17 protein-coding genes are annotated in these 18,835 nt (G+C 75.1%); 8 read left to right on the top strand and 9 right to left on the bottom strand.

Annotated elements, in window-relative coordinates:
* Positions 1 to 66: 66 nt before the first annotated feature.
* The 6 genes from rbfA to rimP form a co-directional block, all read right to left on the bottom strand.
* Positions 67 to 561: a 30S ribosome-binding factor RbfA gene (gene rbfA, locus AC0OO9_RS22290; RefSeq protein ID WP_393165601.1), complete on the bottom strand. Its 495-nt coding sequence runs from the start codon at positions 559 to 561 to the stop codon at positions 67 to 69.
* 157 nt (positions 562 to 718) lie between these two features.
* Positions 719 to 1,012 (bottom strand): DUF503 domain-containing protein, encoded by a 294-nt coding sequence (locus tag AC0OO9_RS22285; RefSeq protein WP_101414636.1) that lies wholly within the window; start codon positions 1,010 to 1,012, stop codon positions 719 to 721.
* Positions 1,013 to 1,099: 87 nt separating this feature from the next.
* A complete protein-coding gene (gene infB, locus AC0OO9_RS22280; protein WP_484512097.1) occupies positions 1,100 to 4,108 on the bottom strand; it encodes a translation initiation factor IF-2 in 3,009 nt (1,002 codons plus the stop codon).
* Between the two features lie 93 nt (positions 4,109 to 4,201).
* On the bottom strand, positions 4,202 to 4,534 hold the full coding sequence (locus tag AC0OO9_RS22275) for a YlxR family protein (protein WP_132232814.1): 333 nt from the start codon (positions 4,532 to 4,534) through the stop codon (positions 4,202 to 4,204).
* A 16-nt stretch (positions 4,535 to 4,550) separates the two neighbouring features.
* The gene (nusA, locus tag AC0OO9_RS22270; RefSeq protein ID WP_421457806.1) at positions 4,551 to 5,594 is read right to left on the bottom strand and encodes a transcription termination factor NusA; all 1,044 of its coding nucleotides are present in this window, start codon (positions 5,592 to 5,594) and stop codon (positions 4,551 to 4,553) included.
* Complete coding sequence (gene rimP, locus AC0OO9_RS22265) at positions 5,591 to 6,292, bottom strand: ribosome maturation factor RimP (RefSeq protein ID WP_484512095.1); 702 nt, start codon at positions 6,290 to 6,292, stop codon at positions 5,591 to 5,593. Before rimP ends, nusA begins: the two co-directional genes overlap by 4 nt.
* A 229-nt stretch (positions 6,293 to 6,521) precedes the next feature.
* Here rimP and AC0OO9_RS22260 point away from each other — a divergent pair, with 229 nt between their 5' ends.
* From AC0OO9_RS22260 to AC0OO9_RS22230, 7 genes are all read left to right on the top strand, one after another.
* Positions 6,522 to 6,971, top strand: coding sequence for a hypothetical protein (locus AC0OO9_RS22260; protein WP_421458653.1), 450 nt, complete (start codon positions 6,522 to 6,524; stop codon positions 6,969 to 6,971).
* Positions 6,968 to 7,414 carry a ferritin-like domain-containing protein gene (locus AC0OO9_RS22255; protein WP_484512093.1) on the top strand — a complete coding sequence of 149 codons (447 nt, stop codon included), beginning with the start codon at positions 6,968 to 6,970 and terminating at the stop codon, positions 7,412 to 7,414. The genes AC0OO9_RS22260 and AC0OO9_RS22255 overlap by 4 nt, the downstream gene beginning before the upstream one ends.
* Positions 7,415 to 7,478: 64 nt before the next feature.
* On the top strand, positions 7,479 to 8,066 hold the full coding sequence (locus AC0OO9_RS22250; protein WP_151455950.1) for a PadR family transcriptional regulator: 588 nt from the start codon (positions 7,479 to 7,481) through the stop codon (positions 8,064 to 8,066).
* Positions 8,063 to 8,821, top strand: coding sequence for an ABC transporter ATP-binding protein (locus AC0OO9_RS22245; protein ID WP_357577406.1), 759 nt, complete (start codon positions 8,063 to 8,065; stop codon positions 8,819 to 8,821). Before AC0OO9_RS22250 ends, AC0OO9_RS22245 begins: the two co-directional genes overlap by 4 nt.
* Positions 8,818 to 11,520 carry an FtsX-like permease family protein gene (locus AC0OO9_RS22240; RefSeq protein WP_484512090.1) on the top strand — a complete coding sequence of 901 codons (2,703 nt, stop codon included), beginning with the start codon at positions 8,818 to 8,820 and terminating at the stop codon, positions 11,518 to 11,520. The genes AC0OO9_RS22245 and AC0OO9_RS22240 overlap by 4 nt, the downstream gene beginning before the upstream one ends.
* Before the next feature lie 28 nt (positions 11,521 to 11,548).
* Positions 11,549 to 12,049 carry a nitroreductase/quinone reductase family protein gene (locus tag AC0OO9_RS22235; protein ID WP_151455952.1) on the top strand — a complete coding sequence of 167 codons (501 nt, stop codon included), beginning with the start codon at positions 11,549 to 11,551 and terminating at the stop codon, positions 12,047 to 12,049.
* Between the two features lie 9 nt (positions 12,050 to 12,058).
* Positions 12,059 to 12,784: a nucleotidyltransferase domain-containing protein gene (locus tag AC0OO9_RS22230; RefSeq protein WP_484512088.1), complete on the top strand. Its 726-nt coding sequence runs from the start codon at positions 12,059 to 12,061 to the stop codon at positions 12,782 to 12,784.
* 57 nt (positions 12,785 to 12,841) lie between these two features.
* On the opposite strand, the gene AC0OO9_RS22225 is transcribed toward AC0OO9_RS22230, so the two are convergent.
* Together AC0OO9_RS22225 and map are read right to left on the bottom strand one after the other, a co-directional pair.
* Positions 12,842 to 13,558, bottom strand: a complete 717-nt coding sequence (locus tag AC0OO9_RS22225) for a VIT1/CCC1 transporter family protein (RefSeq protein ID WP_132232798.1) — start codon at positions 13,556 to 13,558, stop codon at positions 12,842 to 12,844.
* Positions 13,555 to 14,412, bottom strand: coding sequence for a type I methionyl aminopeptidase (gene map / locus AC0OO9_RS22220; protein ID WP_132232796.1), 858 nt, complete (start codon positions 14,410 to 14,412; stop codon positions 13,555 to 13,557). The genes AC0OO9_RS22225 and map overlap by 4 nt, the downstream gene beginning before the upstream one ends.
* 95 nt (positions 14,413 to 14,507) lie before the next feature.
* On the opposite strand from map, the gene AC0OO9_RS22215 reads away from it, so the two are divergent.
* Positions 14,508 to 14,825: an STAS domain-containing protein gene (locus AC0OO9_RS22215; RefSeq protein WP_311410903.1), complete on the top strand. Its 318-nt coding sequence runs from the start codon at positions 14,508 to 14,510 to the stop codon at positions 14,823 to 14,825.
* Positions 14,826 to 14,882: 57 nt separating this feature from the next.
* Here the strand turns inward: AC0OO9_RS22215 and AC0OO9_RS22210 are convergent, their stop codons facing one another.
* On the bottom strand, positions 14,883 to 18,551 hold the full coding sequence (locus AC0OO9_RS22210; RefSeq protein ID WP_484512085.1) for a SpoIIE family protein phosphatase: 3,669 nt from the start codon (positions 18,549 to 18,551) through the stop codon (positions 14,883 to 14,885).
* Between the last annotated feature and the right edge of the window lie 284 nt (positions 18,552 to 18,835).

Here is an 18,835-nt window from a genome sequence, read left to right as displayed (position 1 = left end):
GGCCGGAGTCGACCGGTGGCGGCGCCTCGGCGAGGGCGCCACCGGTCGTGCCGCCGGAGGGCTCGGTCACCGCGGGTCCCCGCCCCGGGGCGGGGTCTCGTCGGCGTCCTCGTCGGCGTCGCGTGCCTCGTCGGCGTCCTCGTCCTCGTCCAGCCGGTACGGCTGGGGCTCGCCCGCGTACTCGGCCCGGGCGGCGATGCGCTGCACCTCGGCGTCGGCGTTGCGGGCCTGGGCGAGCAGGTCGTCGATGTGCTTGACCTGATCCTGCACGTCGTCCAGGACGAAGGTCAGCGTCGGCGAGTGCCGCAGCCCGAGCGCCTTGCCGACGGTGCTGCGCAGCATGCCCTTGGCGCTCTCCAGCGCCGCCGCCGTGCCCGCCTGGGCCGCCGCGTCGCCGAGCACCGTGTAGAAGACGGTCGCGTCGCGCAAATCGGCGGTGATCCGGGCGTCGGTGATGGTGATCATGCCGAGCCGGGGATCCTTGATCTGGCTGCGCACCACCGACGCCACCAGTTCACGCACCCGCTCCGCGTGCCGGCGTACCTTGGCCGGATCCGACATCTTCGCCACCTCCACGGCGTACCGCTCCCGGCCGCCGTCCGGCGACGCGGAGCGCCCCGGAGCCGACGGCCCAACAACTCGAACACTACCCGCGCGGCCACCCGCGCCGCGCGCCGCCGGCACCGTCCCGGCCACCCGGCGGACGGGTGCCGCCGGGTCAGTCCTCTTCGCCGTACAGCCGCCGGCGCACCGAGAGCAACTCGGTCTCCGGCCGGCCGGCCACCAGGCGCTCGCAGGAGTCCAGCACCTCGCGGACGTGCGACGCCTCGGCGGCCACCACGGCCACGGCGATCTCGGCCCGACCGTGCAGGTCGAGCGCTCCCACTTCGGCGGCCGACACCTCGAAACGGCGCAGCGCCGCCACGATCGGCCGTACGTATGATCTCTTGGCCTTGAGCGACCTGGAGTCGCCCGGCAGCAGCAGGTCGAAGACCGCGGTTCCGGTGAACATCGCCCCGGACGATACCCGCACGACCCCCCACATGATCAAGGGGTTTACGCCTTTCGGCGCAAACCCCTCGATCAGTGGTTCAGCGGATCAGGCGCGAACCTTCTCCCGCATCTCGAAGGTCTCGATGATGTCGCCGACCTGGACGTTGTTGTAACCACCCAGGGTCAGACCACACTCGAAGCCCTCGCGCACCTCCGTGGCGTCGTCCTTGAACCGCTTGAGCGAGCTGACGGTGAGGTTGTCCGCCACCACCGACCCGTCCCGCAGCAGGCGCGCCTTGGCGTTACGCCGGATGATGCCCGACCGGACGATGCAACCGGAGATGTTGCCGATCTTGGACGAGCGGAAGACGTCGCGGATCTCCGCGGTGCCCAGCTCGACCTCCTCGTACTCCGGCTTGAGCAGGCCCTTGAGCGCGGCCTCGATCTCCTCGATGGCCTGGTAGATCACGGTGTAGTACCGGATCTCCACAGCCTCGCGGTCGGCGATCTCGCGGACCTTGTTGGCGGCCCGCACGTTGAAACCGATGATCGTGACCGGCTCGGACGACGCGCTCGCGAGCATGACGTCGCTCTCGGTGATCGCGCCCACGCCCCGGTGGATGATCCTGAGCTGGACCTCCTCCGGGATGTCGAGGTTGAACAGCGCGTCCTCGAGGGCCTCCACGGAACCGGAGACGTCGCCCTTGAGCACCAGGTTGAGCGAGGTCTTCTCGCCCTCCTTGAGCTGCTCCATGAGCGTCTCGAGGGTGGCCCGGCCGCGGGAGTTGGCGAACGACGCCGCCCGCCGCCGTGCCTGCCGCTGCTCGGCGATCTGGCGCACCGTGCGGTCGTCCTCGGCCGCCAGGAACGTGTCGCCGGCACCGGGCACCGCGGTCAGACCGAGCACCAGGACCGGACGGGCCGGACCTGCCTCGGCGACCTGGTTGCCGTTCTCGTCGAGCATCGCCCGGACCCGGCCGTGCGCCCCGCCGGCGACGATGGAGTCGCCCGCCCGCAGGGTGCCCTTCTGCACCAGCACCGTCGCCACCGCACCGCGGCCCTTGTCCAGGTGCGCCTCGATGGCCACACCCTGCGCCGGCCCGTCGATCGGAGCGGTCAGCTCCAGCGACGCGTCGGCGGTCAGCAGGACCGCCTCGAGCAGCTCGTCGATGCCGATGCCCGGCTTCGCCGCCACGTTGACGAACATGGTGTCGCCGCCGTACTCCTCGGCGACGAGGCCGTACTCGGTCAGCTGCTGGCGGACCTTGTCCGGGTTCGCCTCCGGCTTGTCGACCTTGTTGACCGCCACCACGATCGGCACGTCGGCCGCCTTGGCGTGGTTCAACGCCTCGATCGTCTGCGGCATGACACCGTCGTCGGCCGCGACGACGAGCACCACGATGTCGGTGACCTGGGCACCACGGGCACGCATGGCGGTGAACGCCTCGTGACCCGGGGTGTCGATGAAGGTCACCGCGCGGTCCTCGCCCTCGTGCGGCACGTGGACCTGGTAGGCACCGATGTGCTGGGTGATGCCACCCGCCTCGCCGGCCACGACGTTCGCCTTGCGGATCGCGTCGAGCAGCTTGGTCTTACCGTGGTCGACGTGACCCATGACGGTCACGACCGGCGCACGGTCGACCAGGCGGTCCTCCGCGACCTCGGCGTCGAGGTCGATGTTGAACTGCGCGAGCAGCTCGCGGTCCTCGTCCTCCGGGCTGACGATCTGCACGTTGAAGCCGAGGTGCTCACCCAGCAGGAGCAGGGTGTCGTCGGAGCACGACTGGGTCGCCGTAACCATCTCGCCCAGGTTGAACATCTCCTGGACCAGCGAACCCGGGTTGGCGTTGATCTTGTCGGCGAAGTCCGACAGCGAGGCGCCACGGGAGAGCCGGACGACCTGACCCTGACCCCGGGGGGCACCCGAGCTCATGGTCGGGGCCGACAGGTTGTCGAACTCCTGTCTGCGCTGCTTCTTGGACTTGCGACCGCGCGTCGGCCGGCCGCCCGGACGCCCGAAGGCACCCGCGGCGCCGCCGCCACGGCCACGACCGCCACCACCCGGACGACCGCCGCCGCCGGCCGGAGCACCCGGACGGAAACCGCCGCCCGGCGCACCGCCGCCGCCACCGGGACCGCCACGGTAGCCACCGCCACCGCCGCCGCCACCGGGACCGCCGCGGAAGCCACCGCCACCGCCGCCGCCACCGGGACCGCCGCGGAAGCCACCGCCACCGCCGCCGCCACCGGGACGACCCGCGCCGCCACCGGGACCGCGACCGGCGCCACCGGGGCCGGGGCGACCGGTAGCGGGACGCTGGCTCGGCATGGAGGCCGGGCTCGGACGGGGCGGCATGGAGGCCGGGCTCGGACGCGGCGGCATGCCGGCCGGGCTGGGCCGGGGACCACCCGCACCGGCGGCCGGAGGCCGCTGCTGCTGCTGGCTGCCCTGGATGCCGAACGGGTTGTTACCGGCGCCGCGCGCCGGCGGACGCCCGCCCGGACGACCACCCGGGCCCGGTGCCGGCGTGCCGGGACGACCGGCGGCCGGGGAACCCGGGCGGGGCGGCATGGCACCCGGGCCCGGTCGGGGACCGGGACGGTTGCCACCGTCCGCCGGGGGCTCCCGGCGGACGTTCTCACGCTGCTGCTGCCGAGCGGCCTGGGCGGCCTTGACCGCCGCCTCCTGCTCGGCCTTCAGCGCGGCGGCACGCGCCTCGGCGGCCGCCACCTCGATGTCGTGGGCACTCGCCGGCTTGGCGACCGGGGCCGCGGGCTGCGGCGGACCGGGCACCGGGCCCTTGGGCTTGGGACCGGGCGCCGGCGCGGCCGGCCGCCGGGGCGGCATCGGCTTGGCCGAGACCCGGGGCCCACCGGGGGCCGGAGAGGGCGTCGGGGTCGGGGTCGGCGCCGGGGCGGCCGCCGGTGGGGCGGCCGGTGCCGGAGAACCGGCGCCGGCGACGAATGCGCTCCGCAGCCGTCGGGCGACGGGCGCCTCGACGGTGCTGGACGCGGACTTCACGAACTCGCCCATCTCCTTGAGCTTGGCGAGAACGGTCTTGCTTTCGACCCCGAGCTCTTTTGCAAGCTCGTGTACGCGGGCCTTACCTGCCACTGCACTCCTCACTCCGAGGTCGTGCGGGCAGCACCCGCAGCGACCTCACTCGTGCACTTGAAGCCTGGTCATTTCAGGGACTTCATCGTGTGCTCATGTCGGTCGTCCTACCCTGCTAGCGACCCTCGCCCGGTCGGGCTGACCGGACGTAGTGGTTGGCGCATCGACGTGCTCCGCAAGCTCACCGTGGTCGGGGACCCCGGTGAGGCGCAGCGCACGCCCGAAAGCGCGTCGCCGCACCGCTTGCGCGAAGCAGGCCGGATCCGGGTGCATGTTCGCTCCCCGACCCGGCAGCCTGCGGGCCGGATCGGGCCGGAGGCTGTGACCAGCCTCGTCGCCGACCGCGACGATCCGCAGCAATTCGCTGGCCGGCGCACGTCGCCGGCAACCCACACAGGTGCGTTCCGGCAGCGCGCGTCGTACCACTGGAGAAAGTCTACCCCTAGGCGCCCGAGATCGCGCCGCCCGGCTCCGGGACGTGATCAGCTCCGCCCCGGCCGGCGGCACCGGACTGCTCGGCGTCGGACCGGATGTCGATCCGCCAACCGGTCAACCGGGCAGCAAGTCGGGCGTTCTGCCCCTCCCGGCCGATGGCGAGGGAGAGCTGGAAGTCCGGGACGGTGACCCGGGCGGTGCGGGTGGCCAGGTCGACCACCTCGACCCGCAGGGCCTTGGCCGGCGACAGGGCGTTGCCGACGAACGTCGCCGGGTCGTCCGACCAGTCGATGATGTCGATCTTCTCGCCGTGCAGCTCGCTCATGACGGCCCGTACCCGCTGCCCCATCGGGCCGATGCAGGCGCCCTTGGCGTTAACCCCCTGGGTGGTGGAGCGGACCGCGATCTTCGTGCGGTGACCCGCCTCACGTGCGATCGCGCCGATCTCGACCGTGCCGTCGGCGATCTCCGGCACCTCGAGCGCGAAGAGCTTCTTGACCAGCGCCGGGTGCGACCGGGAGAGGGTGATCTGCGGCCCACGCATCCCCTTGGCCACGTGCACCACCACGCAGCGGATCCGCTCGCCGTGCGCGTAACGCTCGCCGGGCACCTGCTCGGACTGCGGCAGGACGCCCTCCAGCTTGCCGAGGTCGACGCTGACGATGCCCTTCTCGCTGCGCGCCTCGTGCGCCTGCACCACGCCGGTGACCAGGTCACCGTCGCGGCCCACGTACTCGCCGAAGTGCACCTCGTCGGTGGCCTCCCGCAGTCGCTGGAGGATCACCTGCTTGGCCGTCATGGCGGCGATCCGCCCGAAGTCGTGCGGGGTGTCGTCCCACTCCCGTACGACGGTGCCGTCGTCGTCCAGCTCCTGCGCGTAGACCAGGGCCGCGCCGGACTTGCGGTCGATCTCCACCCGGGCGTGCGACTCCGCCCCCTCGGTGTGCCGGTAGGCGGTCAGCAGCGCGGTCTCGATCGCCGCGAGGATCGTGTCGAACGGGATCTCCCGCTCGCGCTCGAGTGCGCGCAGCGCCGCGAGGTCGATGTTCACCTCTCCTCGTCCTCCACATCATCTTCGTCGTCGAAGTCGTCGGTGTCGTCCATGTCGTCGGGTTCGTCCGTATCCTCGATCTCGTCGAGGCGGTGGAACTCGACCTGCACCCGGCCGGGGCCGAGCTCTGCGTACGTCCACGCGGCGCGGCCGGTGTCGGTCTCCAGCACCACGCGCTCGTCGTCGGCCTCGACCACCCGGCCGGTGACCTGCCGGTCGCCGGTGGGCTGCCCGGCCCGCTCGCCGGACGGGGCGCCCGCGCCGCGGGCGGTCACCTTCACCAGCCGGCCGACGTTGCGCCGCCAGTGCCGGGGCAGGGTGAGCGGCCGGTCCACGCCGGGGGAGCTGACCTCCAGCTGGTACTCCCCGGCGACGAGGTCACCGGAGGCCTCCTCGGCCGCGTCGAGAGCCGCGGACACGGCCCGGGAGACCTCGGCGACGGCATCCAGGTTGATCCCGCCGTCGGCGTCCACGATCACCCGCACCACGTGCCGCCGGCCGGCGCGGGACACGGAGAGTTCCTCCAGGTCGTAACCGGCGCCGGCGACCACCGGCTCGATCACCTCGCGCAGCCGGGCCCGCCGGGCGGCGAGGTCGCCGCGCGGGCCGCCGGCACGCTCCCCACCCCGTGGGGCGTCGGCGCGTCGGGGTCTCCCCGCCGGACCCGTCGACCTCGTGGCACGGCCACGCTGCGTCATCTCCGCACCCTCCTGCTGATCGACGGCACCCGGTCGGCCGCCATGCCGGCACGCCACCGGAGCTGACGCGCCGGTGGCTGCGCAGAGCGTAACGCGCCTGCCGCGCGTCGGGCCGGGCGGCGCACCGACGCCGGTCGCCCACGTACGGCCGGTGATGGTGTTGACTTGTCCGGTGGCGACGGGCAGAACGACACGACGCGGCGAGACGACGGGGCATTCCCGGCGAAAGGTGCTGCGCGCCGGGGTGCTCCTGGCGCTCGGCGGAGCGGCGGCGCCGCTGACCGGCTGCGGCCTCCTGAGCCGCGACGACGAGCCCACCCCCGGGCCGGATCCGCTCACGCCGCTGCTCGACGAGTCGCTCCGGCTCGCCGCCGGGCACCGGGACGCCGCCGCCGCGCACCCCGCGCTCGCCGGCCTGCTCACGCCGATCGCCGAGGCGCACCGCGCGCACGCGACCGAACTGGCCCGGCTCATCGGCGTACCGCTGCCCTCGGCGTCCGCCGCGGCCACGCCCGCCGCGCCGGGCGACCCGGCGGCGGCGCGGGCCGCGCTACGCGAGGACGAGCGCGCCGCCCGGGAGGCGGCGACCCGGGCCTGCGCGGCGGCGCCGGCGGAGCGGGCCGCGCTGCTCGCCTCGATCGCCGCCGCCCGGGCCACGCACGTGGAGGCGCTGAGGTGACCTCGCCGACACCGCCGGGGCCGGCCGGGGCGCTGGGTGCGGCGCTCTCCGCCGAGTACGCCGCGATCTGGGCCTACGGGCCCATCGGGGTACGCCTCACCGGCGCCGCCCGGACCGCCGCGAAGGAGGCGGAGGCCGCGCACCGGCGCCGCCGCGACGACCTGATCGTGCAGTTGAGCGCCGGTGGCGGGATCGTCCCCCCGGACCGGGCCGGCTACACGCTGCCGTTCCCGGTCACCGACCGGGCGAGCGCGCTGCGGCTGGCCGCCGAGGTGGAGGAGCGCACGGCCGCGTTCTGGCGGGCGGTGGTGCCGGCCACCAGCGGCGCCGACCGGGACAGGGCCCTGGCCGCCCTGGTCGAGTACGCCGTACGGGCCACCCGCTGGCGACGGACGGCCGGGATCACCCCGCTGACGGTGCCGTTCCCGGGCCGACCCGCCTGACCGGACGGCCCTCGACGCCCACTCCGGTTGCGGGTCGCATACCAGGTATGCATACTCCGTTGCCATGTCCATCCGTCACGGGCTGCTCGCCCTGCTCGAACGCGGCCAGATGTACGGCTACCAGCTGCGCGCCGCGTTCGAGGAGTCGACCGGCTCGACCTGGCCGCTGAACATCGGGCAGGTCTACACCACCCTGTCCCGGCTGGAGCGGGACGGGCTGGTCCGGTCGCTGCCCGAGAGCGAGACGGGGCAGCGCCCGTACGAGATCACCGACGCCGGGCGGACGGACCTGGCCCTGTGGTTCGCCACTCCGATCAGCCGCACCGACCGGCCCCGGGACGAGCTGGCGATCAAGCTCGCCCTCGCGCTGACCACCCCCGGGGTGGACGTCCGGTCGGTGGTGCAGACCCAGCGCAGCGCGACCATGCGGACGTTGCAGGAGTTGACCCGGTTGAAGTACGCCAGCGACCGCCCCGAGGACCTGCCGTGGCGGCTGGTGCTGGACGCCATGGTCTTCCAGGCCGAGGCCGAGGTGCGCTGGCTGGACCACTGCGAGACCAGCCTGGTGCGCTACCGTCCGGCGGAGCCCGGCCGCGTCCCGACGACGCCTGCCGAGGCGGTGGACCGGGCGGACGAGGAGGCGCGACGGTGAGCACGGGGAACCGGCCGGCGGACGGGAGCCCGACCACACCGGTGCTGGACGTGCGTGACGTGCACCGCACCCACGGCGCCGGCGCGGCGGCCGTGCACGCGCTGCGCGGGGTGAGCCTCGCCGTGCGCGCGGGGGAACTCGTCGCCGTGATGGGACCGTCCGGCTCGGGGAAGTCGACCCTGCTCGCCCTGGCCGGCGGGCTGGACGGCCCGACCGCGGGCGAGGTGTACGTGGAGGGCGAGCCGCTCGGCGCCCTCGACCGGCGGCGGCTGGCCCAGGTGCGCCGCCGCCGCATCGGCTACGTCTTCCAGGACCTCAACCTGCTCGGCAGCCTCAGCGCCGTGGAGAACGTCGCCCTCCCCCTCGAACTCGACGGCACGGGCGTACGCCGGGCCCGCCGCCTCGCGCTGGACGCGCTGGCCGAGGTGGGACTGCCCGAGCTGGGCGACCGGTTCCCCGACCAGCTCTCCGGTGGGCAGCAGCAGCGGGTGGCCATCGCCCGCGCGCTCGTCGGGGAGCGCCGGCTGGTGCTCGCCGACGAACCGACCGGCGCGCTGGACTCGCAGACCGGCGAGGCGGTGCTGCACCTGCTGCGCCGGCGCGTCGACGCCGGGGCCGCCGCCGTGCTGGTCACCCACGAGGCGCGCCACGCCGCCTGGGCCGACCGGGTGGTCTTCCTCCGCGACGGGGTGCTCGTCGACACGACGGCGCCGCTGGGCAGCGTGGAGCAGCTGCTGAGCGGCAGCGGTCGGTGAGCGCGGGCCGGGGCGGCCGGCTCGCCCGGGCCGCCGGTTCCTGGTGGGCCGCGCTGCGGATCGCCCGGCGGGAGGCCCGGCGCGCCCGGGGGCGTACGGCGCTGGTGCTCGCGATGATCACGCTGCCGGTGCTGGTGCTGAGCTTCACCGCGGTGAGCTGGCGGATGTCCGAGCTGACCCCGGTCGAGCGGGCCGACCGCCAGCTCGGCGCGGCCGACGCGGAGCTGAGCTGGGTGACGCGGACCCCCCTCGTGCAGAGCGCCTGGGCCGACGCCTGGCGTACCGACCCGGACGACGGCCCCTCGGCCGGGCCCGTCACCGCCGGGCAGGTGGCCGCCCTGCTGCCGGCCGGGAGCCGGGTGGTCCCGCTGCGCCGCTGGGTGTCGTTCGACGCCCTGGTCGGCGAGCGGATCGACGACACGCTCACGGGCCGCGCCGTGGACCTCACCGATCCGCTCGGGCGGGGGCTGGTCCGGTTCCACGCGGGGCGGGCGCCGGCCGGGCCGGACGAGATCGCGGTCAGCCCGGCAGCCCTGCGCCGCCTCGACGCCCGGCTCGGCGGCACCGTCACCTCCGGCGACGGCGCCCGCTCCTGGCGGGTGGTCGGGGTGGCCGAGTACCCCGACGACCTGGGCCCGGTGGTGACGCTGCACCCGTCGGAGGGGCGGATGGAGGCCGAGCCCGGCACGAGCTGGCTGGTCGACCTGCCCGGCGACCCCGACGAGGAGCTGTTCCGCCGGCTCAACGCCCACGGCGTCGTGGTGCACGCCCGGGTCCCCGCACCGGCGTCGGACACCGTCACGTTCGCGCCGTACGGCCGCTCCGCCATGGACGTGGAGGGGATGAGCGTCTCGGTGCTCGTCGGCGGGCTGGGGCTGCTGGAGGTGGTGCTGCTCGTCGGGCCGGCCTTCGCGGTCGGCGTACGGCGGCGGCGCCGGGACCTCGCGCTGGTCGCCGTGGCGGGCGGGGACGACGCCCACCTGCGCCGCATCGTGCTGGCCGACGGCGTGGTGCTGGGTGCCGTCGGCGCCGCCCTCGGGGTCGCGCTGGGCGTCGTCGCCGCGTTCGCCGGCCGCTCCCTGGTGGAGCAGCACCTCTTCGGCGCCCGCTTCGGCGCGTACCGCTGGTGGCCGGAGGCCCTCGCGGCGATCGCCGCCGTCGCGGTGCTGGCCGGGGTGCTGGCCGCGCTGGCCCCGGCCTGGACGGCCGCCCGGCAGGACGTGGTGGCGGGGCTGGCCGGCCGGCGCACCCCGCCGGCGCACCGGCGACGCTGGTTGACCGCCGGGGCGGTCCTGGCCGCCGCCGGGGCCGCGGTGGCCGCGTTCGGGGCGGCCCGGACGGCGCCGGCGGTCATCCTGGCCGGCCTCGTCCTCGGCGAGCTGGGCCTGGTCTTCGCCACCCCGACGCTCGTCGGCCTGCTCGCCCGCCTCGGGCGGTCGCTGCCGCTGGCGCCCCGGATCGCGCTGCGCGACGCCAGCCGCAACCGGTCGTCGACCGCGCCCGCGATCTCCGCCGTGATGGCCGCGGTCGCCGGCAGCGTCGCCATCGGGGTGTACCTGGCCAGCGACGACGCCCGGTCGGCCACGATGTACCTGCCGGCCCTGCCGGCCACCACGGTGCTGGTCACCGGGTCGGACAGGGAGACCCTGCCCGACCTGCCCGGGGTCAGCGAGGCCGCGCGCGCCCACCTGGGGGTCCGGACGGTGGCGCCGCTGGCGGAGCCCCGGTGCGGGACGGCCACCGACCTGTGCGAGGTCTCGCCGGTGCTGCCCGCCGAGCGCGCCTGCCCGTGGACGCCGGGCGAGAGGCTCACCCCGGAGCAGCAGCGCCGGGCCCGCGCCGACGCCCGCTGCACGGAACCCGAGGAGCACCTCGGCCGGTACTTCCACGTCCTGGTGGACGACGGGTCGGCCCTGCCGGCGCTCACCGGCGCAGCCCCCGCCGACGTCGCCGCCGCCACCGCCGTGCTGCGGGCCGGCGGCGCGGTCGTGACCGATCCGCGCTACGTGCGCGACGGGCGGGTCGACGTGCGGGTGACCCGCGCCGGACAGGCCCGGCCCGATCCCCAGGCCCTCACCACCGTCGCCGGGTATGCGCTGCCCACCGCGCTGGGGGCGGACCGGCTGCTGCTCTCCCCGGCGGCCGCCGGGCGGCTCGGCCTGAGCGTCCACCCGCTCGGTTGGGCGATCGCCGCCGACGGCGTGCCCGACGAGGACCGGCAGGACCGGTTCGTCGCCGCCGTACGTCCACTGCACGCGCAGGTCGAGATCGACCGGGGCACGCAGGGCGACGCGGGGCGGCCGCTGCTGCTCCTGCTGGCCGCCGCCGCCGGGGTGATCACCCTGGGCGCCGCCGCCATCGCCACCGGGCTGGCGGCGGCCGAGGGGCGGGCCGACCTGTCCACCCTCGCGGCGGTCGGCGCCGGCCCGGGACTGCGCCGGCTGCTCTCGCTCTGCCAGTCCGGGGTGATCGCCGTGCTGGGCTCCGCGCTCGGCATCGTCGCCGGCCTCGGCTCCGCGTCGATCATCCTGACCGCCCTCAACCGCCGGTACGCCGCGCTGTGGCCGGTCACGGAGCCGTACCCGGTGGTGGTCCCCTGGACCACGCTCGGCGTCCTGGTGGTGGTGCCGCTGGTCGCGATGCTCGGCGCGGGCTTCTTCACCCGGTCCCGGCTGCCGATCGAGCGACGTCTCGACTGACGGGCCGGGAGCGGGCACACTGGTCGCCGTGCCCGTACTGGGAGCCCTGACCCGCCGTGTCGGTCACCACCGCTGGTTCGGCGCCGCCGTCCGCCTGCTCGTCCCCGCCGACCGGATGGTGGGGCGGCTCACCCGGGGGCGGGTGGTCGCGCTCGGGCTCATCCCGTCGCTGGTCATCACGACCACCGGCCGCCGCTCCGGCAAGCCGCGCAGCAATCCGCTGCTCTACGTGCCCGACGGCGACGCGTACGTGGTGGTCGGCTCCAACTTCGGCCAGACCCACCAGCCCGGCTGGGCGATGAACCTGCGCGCCGATCCGGCCGCCGAGGTGGCCGTCAAGGGGCGCCGCGTCCCGGTGCGCGCCGAGGTCGCCACCGGCGCCGAACGGGACCGCCTCTGGACGCTGCTGGTCACCGAGTGGCCCGCCTACCGCGCGTACGCCCAGCGGGCCGGCGGCCGGGAGATCCTCGTCTTCCGGCTGGTGCCCACCGGGCGCGGCGTGCCGGGCGGGCCCACCGCCCGCGAATAGGCTGGTGCGGTGACCGGCGCCGACGGCGAACCCCACCCCGACGATCCACGGTGGGCGGTGGCCGAACGGGTCGCCGACGCCGTGCGCCGGCGGTTCCCGGCCGACGTGCTGGCGGTCGCGGTGCACGGCCCCCTCGCCCACGGCGACGACGACGGCGGCGGGGACGGCGAGGTCGGGCTGCTGGTGGTGACGTACCGGCCCGGCGGCGGGCCGTCCCCGGCGACCCGGCGGGTCGACGGCGTGCTGGTCGACCTGACCGTGGCCGGCGCCGACGACTACCTGCGCCAGGCCCGGGTGATCTCCCCGCTCTGGCCGCTGACCGCCGACCGCTACGTCAGCACCCGGGCGCTGCACGACCCCACCGGCTGGCTGCGCACGCTGCGCGACGAGCACCTGGGCCGGCTGGCCCGGGCCAGGCCGGCCGAGTTCAGCACGGCGGCCCGCCGGGCCTGGTACCGGGGCGGCGCGGCGCACGCCCGGGCCGCCCGGCTGGCCGAGTGGTACGAGACCGACCAGGCGCTGCTGATGCTCGGCGAGGCGCGGCTGGCGGCGGCCACGGTCGCCGGCCTGCTCAACCGCACCTACTTCCGGGACCCGGGCGACGCGGTGCGTCGGACGGGACTGGCGGGCGCGGACATGACCGAGGTGGGCGTCGTCCTGACCCGCCAGGCGGACGAGCTGGCGGCCCGGGGCCGCCCCGTCGACGGCACGGTCGACGACCTTCTCGACGGCTGACACCGCGCCGGACGGCGCCCGGCGCCCGTCGGTGGCGGGAGAGCCTGCGCGGGAAGGTCAGCCGAGCCCGCCCTGCACGCCGATGAGGGTGCCGACGAGATACGTGGCGCCGGCCGCCGCCGCGCCGAGCAGGAGCTGACGCAGACCGCCGGACCACCAGGGCCGGGCGGTGAACCGGGCGACCACCGCCCCGGCCACGAAGAGCCCGAGCCCGCCGACCGCGAGCGCCAGCCACAGGCTGGTCGCGCCGAACAGGTACGTCAGGAGCGGCACCAGCGCCCCGACCGAGAAGAACAGGAACGACGAGATCGCCGCGGCCCAGGGGCTGGGCTGCTCGTCCGGGTCGACGCCGAGCTCCTCCCGGACGTGCACCCGCAGCGCCTCCTCCGGGTTGCGCCGGACGGCCTGGGCGACCTCCATGGCCAGGTCGGGCGGCAGTCCCCGGGCGACCCACGCCTCGGCCAGCTCGCGCGCCTCCGCCTCGGGGTGCCGCTCCAGCTCGCGACGCTCCTTGGCGACCTCGGCCGCGACCTGCTCGTTCGCCGAGCGGACGCTGGTGTACTCCCCCAGCCCCATCGAGATGGCGCCGGCCACCAGGCCGGCCACGCCGGTGAGCACGACGCTGCGCGGCGACACCCCGCCGCCCGCCACCCCGGCGATCAGGGCGATGTTGGTAACCAGCCCGTCCATCGCCCCGAAGACGGCGGGGCGCAGCCAACCGCCGGAGACATCCGCGTGGTGCGCCTCACGCAGCGCCGCCGGGGTCTCCGTCACGGCAGCGTGAGGATCTCGTGGCCGTCCTCGGTCACCACGATGGTGTGCTCGAACTGGGCCGTCCACCTGCGGTCCTTCGTCACCACGGTCCAGCCGTCGTCCCACATGTCGTACTCGTGGGTGCCGAGGGTGATCATCGGCTCGATGGTGAAGGTCATCCCCGGCTCCATCACGTCCGTGGGGCGGGGGCTGTCGTAGTGCGGCACGTAGAGCCCGCTGTGGAACGCCTCGCCGATCCCGTGGCCGGTGAAGTCGCGCACGACGCCGTAGCCGAAGCGCTTCGCGTACGACTCGATGACCCGGCCGATCACGTTGATCTGGCGGCCCGGGGCGACCGCGCGGATGCCGCGCATCATCGCCTCGTGGGTGCGCTCGACCAGCAGCCGGGCCTCCTCGTCGACCTCGCCCACGCAGAAGGTGGCGTCCGTGTCGCCGTGCACCCCGTCGAGGTACGCGGTCACGTCGACGTTGATGATGTCGCCGTCGGCGAGCACGGTGGAGTCGGGGATGCCGTGGCAGATCACCTCGTTGAGGCTGGTGCAGCAGGACTTCGGGAAGCCCCGGTAGCCCAGCGTCGACGGGTAGGCGCCGTGGTCGCAGAGGAACTCGTGCACGACCCGGTCGATCTCGTCGGTGCTCACGCCCGGCTTGCAGTGCTCGCCGGCGAGCTGGGTGGCCTGCGCCGCGAGCCGACCGGCGACCCGCATCTTCTCGATGGTCTCCGGGGTCTGCACGTGCGAACCGCGCCACTCCTGCGGACGCTTCTTGCCCACGTACTCCGGGCGGACGATGTGGGCGGGCACGGGCCGCAGCGGGGTGAGCGTGCCGGGGGTCAGCGGCGCACGGACGGTCATGACGCGAGTTTATCGCCGCGCCCGGTGGTGACCCCCGCCACCGCCCGCCCGGAGCGGTTGTTGCCGTGCCCGGTCCGCTGTGCGATTGTGGCTCCGTGGATCAAGGGGGCGGCGCGTCTCCCGTCTTCTCCGCCAGCGCGGAGATCGACGGTGACCACCTACGTGTCCTGGTCACCGGCGAGGTCGACATGGCCACCGCCGATGTCATGTTCCAGACCGCGCTGCGGGAGCCGGCCGAGCGGGTGACGCTCGACCTGCGGGCGGTCACGTTCTTCGACTCGGCGGCCATCCACGCCGTGGTCCGGCTGGCCCAGCAGCTTCCCGGCGCGCTCACCGTGCTGCCGTCGCGGCAGGTCCACCGGGTGCTGGACATCTCCGGCCTGGCCGACCAGGCCTGGCTCCGCCCGGCCTGACCCCCCGCACCTCCGCGCCACAGGGCCGGTCGCGCGCCGGAGCACCGCCGGCCGCGCTCAGTCCGCCAGCCGCCGGCGCAGCGTCACCTCGGTCCCCTCGGCGGTACGGTGCACCGACAGCTCCCCCAGCGCCTCGATGAGGGACAGCCCCCGCCCCCGGAAGCCCGATCCGGTCGACTCCCGCCACCGGCCGCTGTCGCGCACCGTGGCGACCACCGTGCGGTCGGAGATGGTCACCTCGACGCCGATCGTCGGCTCGACCGGCTCGACCGGGTGCTCGATGGCGTTGGCGGCCGCCTCGGAGACGGCGACGGTCAGGTCGAACAGGTCCGTCTCGCCGACCTTGTGCGCGACCAGGAAGTCCTCCAGCCGCTTGCGCAGCACGCTGAGCCGGGTGGGATCGGCCGGCAGCCGCAGCGCGAACCGGTCGAGTTCCGCGGCCTCCAGGGCGAGCACCGCGACGTCGTCGCGCAACGGCCGCCCGGCGACCCGCTCCACCACGGCGTCGATCAGGTCGGTCACGTGCTCGCCGGGGGTGGCCGCGTCCTGCCGCAGCGTGGCCAGCGCGGCGTCGATGCCGAGCTGCCGGTCCTCGATCAGCCCGTCGGTGAAGAGCAGCAGCCGGCTCCCGGCGGCCAGCTCCCCCTCGACCGTCCGGTAGGCCGTGCCGGGGATCGCCCCGACCGGCGGCCCGAGCGCCCGGTCGTGCAGGAACGCCACGTCGTCTCCTCGGATCAGCAGCGGGGACGGGTGCCCGGCGCTGGCGTACCGCATCCGGCCGGTGCGGGGGCTGAACCACAGGCAGAACACCGTCGCGAAGGAGCGGCCGTCGTTGGTGCCGACGAGCCGGTTGAGCCGGGTCAGCGACTCGCCGGGATCGAAGCCCTCCAGGACGTACGCCCGCAGCGCGTTGCGGAGCTGGCCCATGGCGGCGGCCGCCCGCACGCCCTTGCCGACCACGTCGCCGATCGCCAGCACCAGCTCGTCGTCGCCGAGCGCGACGACGTCGTACCAGTCCCCGCCGACCTCCACGTCGGCGCTGCCCGGCAGGTAGCGGCTGGCCACCAGGGCGCCCGGCAGCTGCGGCAGCGACCGGGGCAGCAGGCTGTGCTGGAGCGTGGTGGCGATGCGGTGCTCGGCCTCGTAGAGCTGGGCGTTCTCCAGCCGCACGCCGACCAGCCGGGCGAGCTGGGTGAGCGCGGCCTCGTCGGTGTGGGTCCCGTCGCCGTCCGGACGCCAGACCCGCAGGTCGCCGAGCCGCTCGCCGGCGGTGCCGGTCAGCGGCAGCACGAAGGACGGCTCGATCGAGGCCAGTCCGCCGCCGTCGGCCTCGAAGCGCATCCCGGTGGCGGAGACCACCACCCGGGCGGCCTCGGCGAGGCTCAGGGCGTGCCGCGCGGCGACCTGGAGCACGTCGGCCGTGGAGCGGGCGGTGTTGACCGCGACCGCCGCGTCGGCCAGGGCCCGCAGCCCCCGGATGATCTGGCCGCGGAGCTGGCCCAGCTCGACGTTGGCCCGTACCCGGGCGGTCAGCTCCTGGCCGGAGAAGGGCTTGGTGAGGTAGTCGTCGGCGCCGACCGCGAGCCCGGCGACCTCCTCGGCGGAGCCGGCCCGGGCGGAGAGCAGCACGATCGGCAGGTGCCGGGTACGCGGATCCGCGCGCAGCGCGGCGACCAGCCCGAACCCGTCGAGCCGGGGCATCATCACGTCGGTCAGCACCAGGTCGAACGAGCCGTCGACGGCGTGCCGCAGCGCCTCCACGCCGTCGGTGACCGCGACCACCTCCCAGGACGGGGAGAGCAGCCGGGTGACGTGCTCGCGCAGGTCGGCGTTGTCGTCGGCGACCAGGATCCGGCCGGCGGCGCCTGTCCCCCGGGCCGAGCCGGCATCGTCGGCCGACCCGGCGGCGCCGGTCCAGAGCGCCGTCTCCGCGACGTAGAGGTCGGCCTGCGCCAGCTCGACCTGCGCCGGCGGGCCGGCGTCGACGACCCGCTCGACCGGCAGGTGCCCGGCGCCGAACGGAACGGTCACGGTGAACGTGCTGCCCTCGTCGACGCGGCTGCGCACGGCCACCTCGCCGCCGTGCATCTCGACCAGCTCGCGGACCAGTGCCAGGCCGATCCCGGTGCCCTCGTGGCTGCGCGAACGCACCCCGGGCACCCGGTGGAAGCGCTCGAATATCTGCGGCAGTTCCTCCGGCACGATGCCGACGCCGGTGTCGGTGACCTCCAGCCGGGCGGCCCCGTCGGCGGCGCGGATCCGCACCCGGATCTCGCCGTCGAAGGTGAACTTCACCGCGTTCGAGACCAGGTTGAGGACGACCTTCTCCCACATGTCCCGGTCCACGAAGACCGGCGCCGGCAGCGGCGGGCAGTCCACGACCAGGCGCAGCCCGGTCCGCTGGGTGGCCGACCGGAACGTGCTGGCCAGGCGGGCGGTGTAGTCGGCGAGGTCGGTGGGCTGGTAGCGGGCGGCCAGCCGCCCGGACTCCAGCCGGGAGAAGTCGAGCACCGTGTTGACCAGCTTGAGCAGCCGCAGCGCGTTGCGGTGCATGGTGGTGAGCCGTTCGGTGTACGCCTCCGGCAGCGCCGGGTCGGCCAGCAGGTCCTCCAGCGGGCCGAGCACCAGGGTCAGCGGGGTGCGGAACTCGTGGCTGACGTTGGCAAAGAAGTTGGTCTTGGCCCGGTCCAGGGCGGCCAGCTCGGCGGCGCGGGTGCGTTCCTGCTCGTACGCCTGCTGCCGCCCGACGGCCCGCGAGAGCTGCGCGGCGACCAGGTCGAAGAAGTCCCGGTACTCGTCGGTGAGCGGCTGTCGGCGGGCGACGCCGACGGCCAGCGCGCCCACGGTCTCGTTCCCGGCCGTGACGGGCAGCACCAGCGCCTCGCCGGTCGCGTCGGCCGGAGCCTCGGTGAGCAGGTCCGTGACGGCGACGGTGGCGGCGGTGCCGGCGGCGGTGACCTCGGCGAGCCGCGTCGGCAGGGGCGTGGCGACCGCCCGTGGGCCGACGCCGCCGCACCCGGTCAGGACCAGGTTGCCGGCCTCGTCGGGCAGGTACACCAGCGAGAACGGCACGTCCGGCCGGTGCCGGTCGAGCACCGCCGCCGCGACCCGGCCCAGCTCGGGCCGGCTGTCCACCTCGGCCAGGTCGGTGCCCAGCTCGGCCAGCAGCCGCAGCCGGCGCTCCCCGACCACCCGGCCCGTGGTCTCGTTGACGATGCAGAAGACACCGGCGACGGTGCCGTCGGCGGCCAGGATCGGGTCGTAGGAGACGTCGAAGTACGTCTCCTCCAGGAACCCGCGCCGGTCGAGCGGGAAGGGGTGGTCCTGCGCGCGGTACGACCGGCCGTCCCGCCGGACACCCTCCAGCAGCGGCCCGAGCACGCTCCAGGTCTCCGCCCAGTGCTCGCGGGCCGGCTGGCCCAGCACGTCCGGGTGCTTGCCGCCGATCGTGGGGCGGTAGGCGTCGTTGTAGAAGGCGAGTTCGTCCTCGCCCCAGAACATGACGATCTGCGCGCTGGAGGCGAGCATGAGGCCGATCGCCGAGCAGAGCGCCGGCGGCCACCGGTCGGGGGTGCCGAGCGGGTGGGCGGACCAGTCGAAGCGGCCCATCAACCCGCCCATCTCGCCGCCGCCGACGAAGGCGGCGGCCAGCAACGGGGGAAGATCAACCTGCTGGCCCACCTCGGACGGGCAACCCTCGTCCACGCCCCCCTGGGCCGAGCTCATAGTTCCTCCCGCTCCGGCCGTCACCGCCTCGGTCCGGTGATCCGACCGGCCCTGCCCCGCTTGGTACCCCGACGGACGAGCAACGTAACGCATACCGCCCGTCGTGCGCTGTTCATGTCCGCCGCACCGGGCCGCCATCCCCCGGACGCGCCGTCGCGGGGCCGGGTCCACACAGGACGGCTGGTCACCCGAATCTGGACCAGCGCCGCATTTCAGTCCCGTGCACGGGACGATACGGCCCCGGGTGGGCACCACCCCGGGAGGCGGCTGTGATGTGCGACACC

The sequence above is a fragment of the Micromonospora sp. USAFONa4 genome, assembly GCF_057197825.1.
Note: the sequence above shows the minus strand (reverse complement) of the source record. Positions and strands in the feature narration are given on the sequence as shown.

What these genes read in the sequence shown, in the direction of transcription:
- rbfA (WP_393165601.1), bottom strand. Translation starts at nt 561, where the DNA reads ATGTCGGATCCGGCCAAGGTACGCCGGCACGCGGAGCGGGTGCGTGAA.
- AC0OO9_RS22250 (WP_151455950.1), top strand. Translation starts at nt 7,479, where the DNA reads ATGTCCATCCGTCACGGGCTGCTCGCCCTGCTCGAACGCGGCCAGATG.
- AC0OO9_RS22210 (WP_484512085.1), bottom strand. Translation starts at nt 18,551, where the DNA reads ATGAGCTCGGCCCAGGGGGGCGTGGACGAGGGTTGCCCGTCCGAGGTG.
- map (WP_132232796.1), bottom strand. Translation starts at nt 14,412, where the DNA reads ATGACCGTCCGTGCGCCGCTGACCCCCGGCACGCTCACCCCGCTGCGG.
- rimP (WP_484512095.1), bottom strand. Translation starts at nt 6,292, where the DNA reads ATGACGCAGCGTGGCCGTGCCACGAGGTCGACGGGTCCGGCGGGGAGA.
- AC0OO9_RS22285 (WP_101414636.1), bottom strand. Translation starts at nt 1,012, where the DNA reads ATGTTCACCGGAACCGCGGTCTTCGACCTGCTGCTGCCGGGCGACTCC.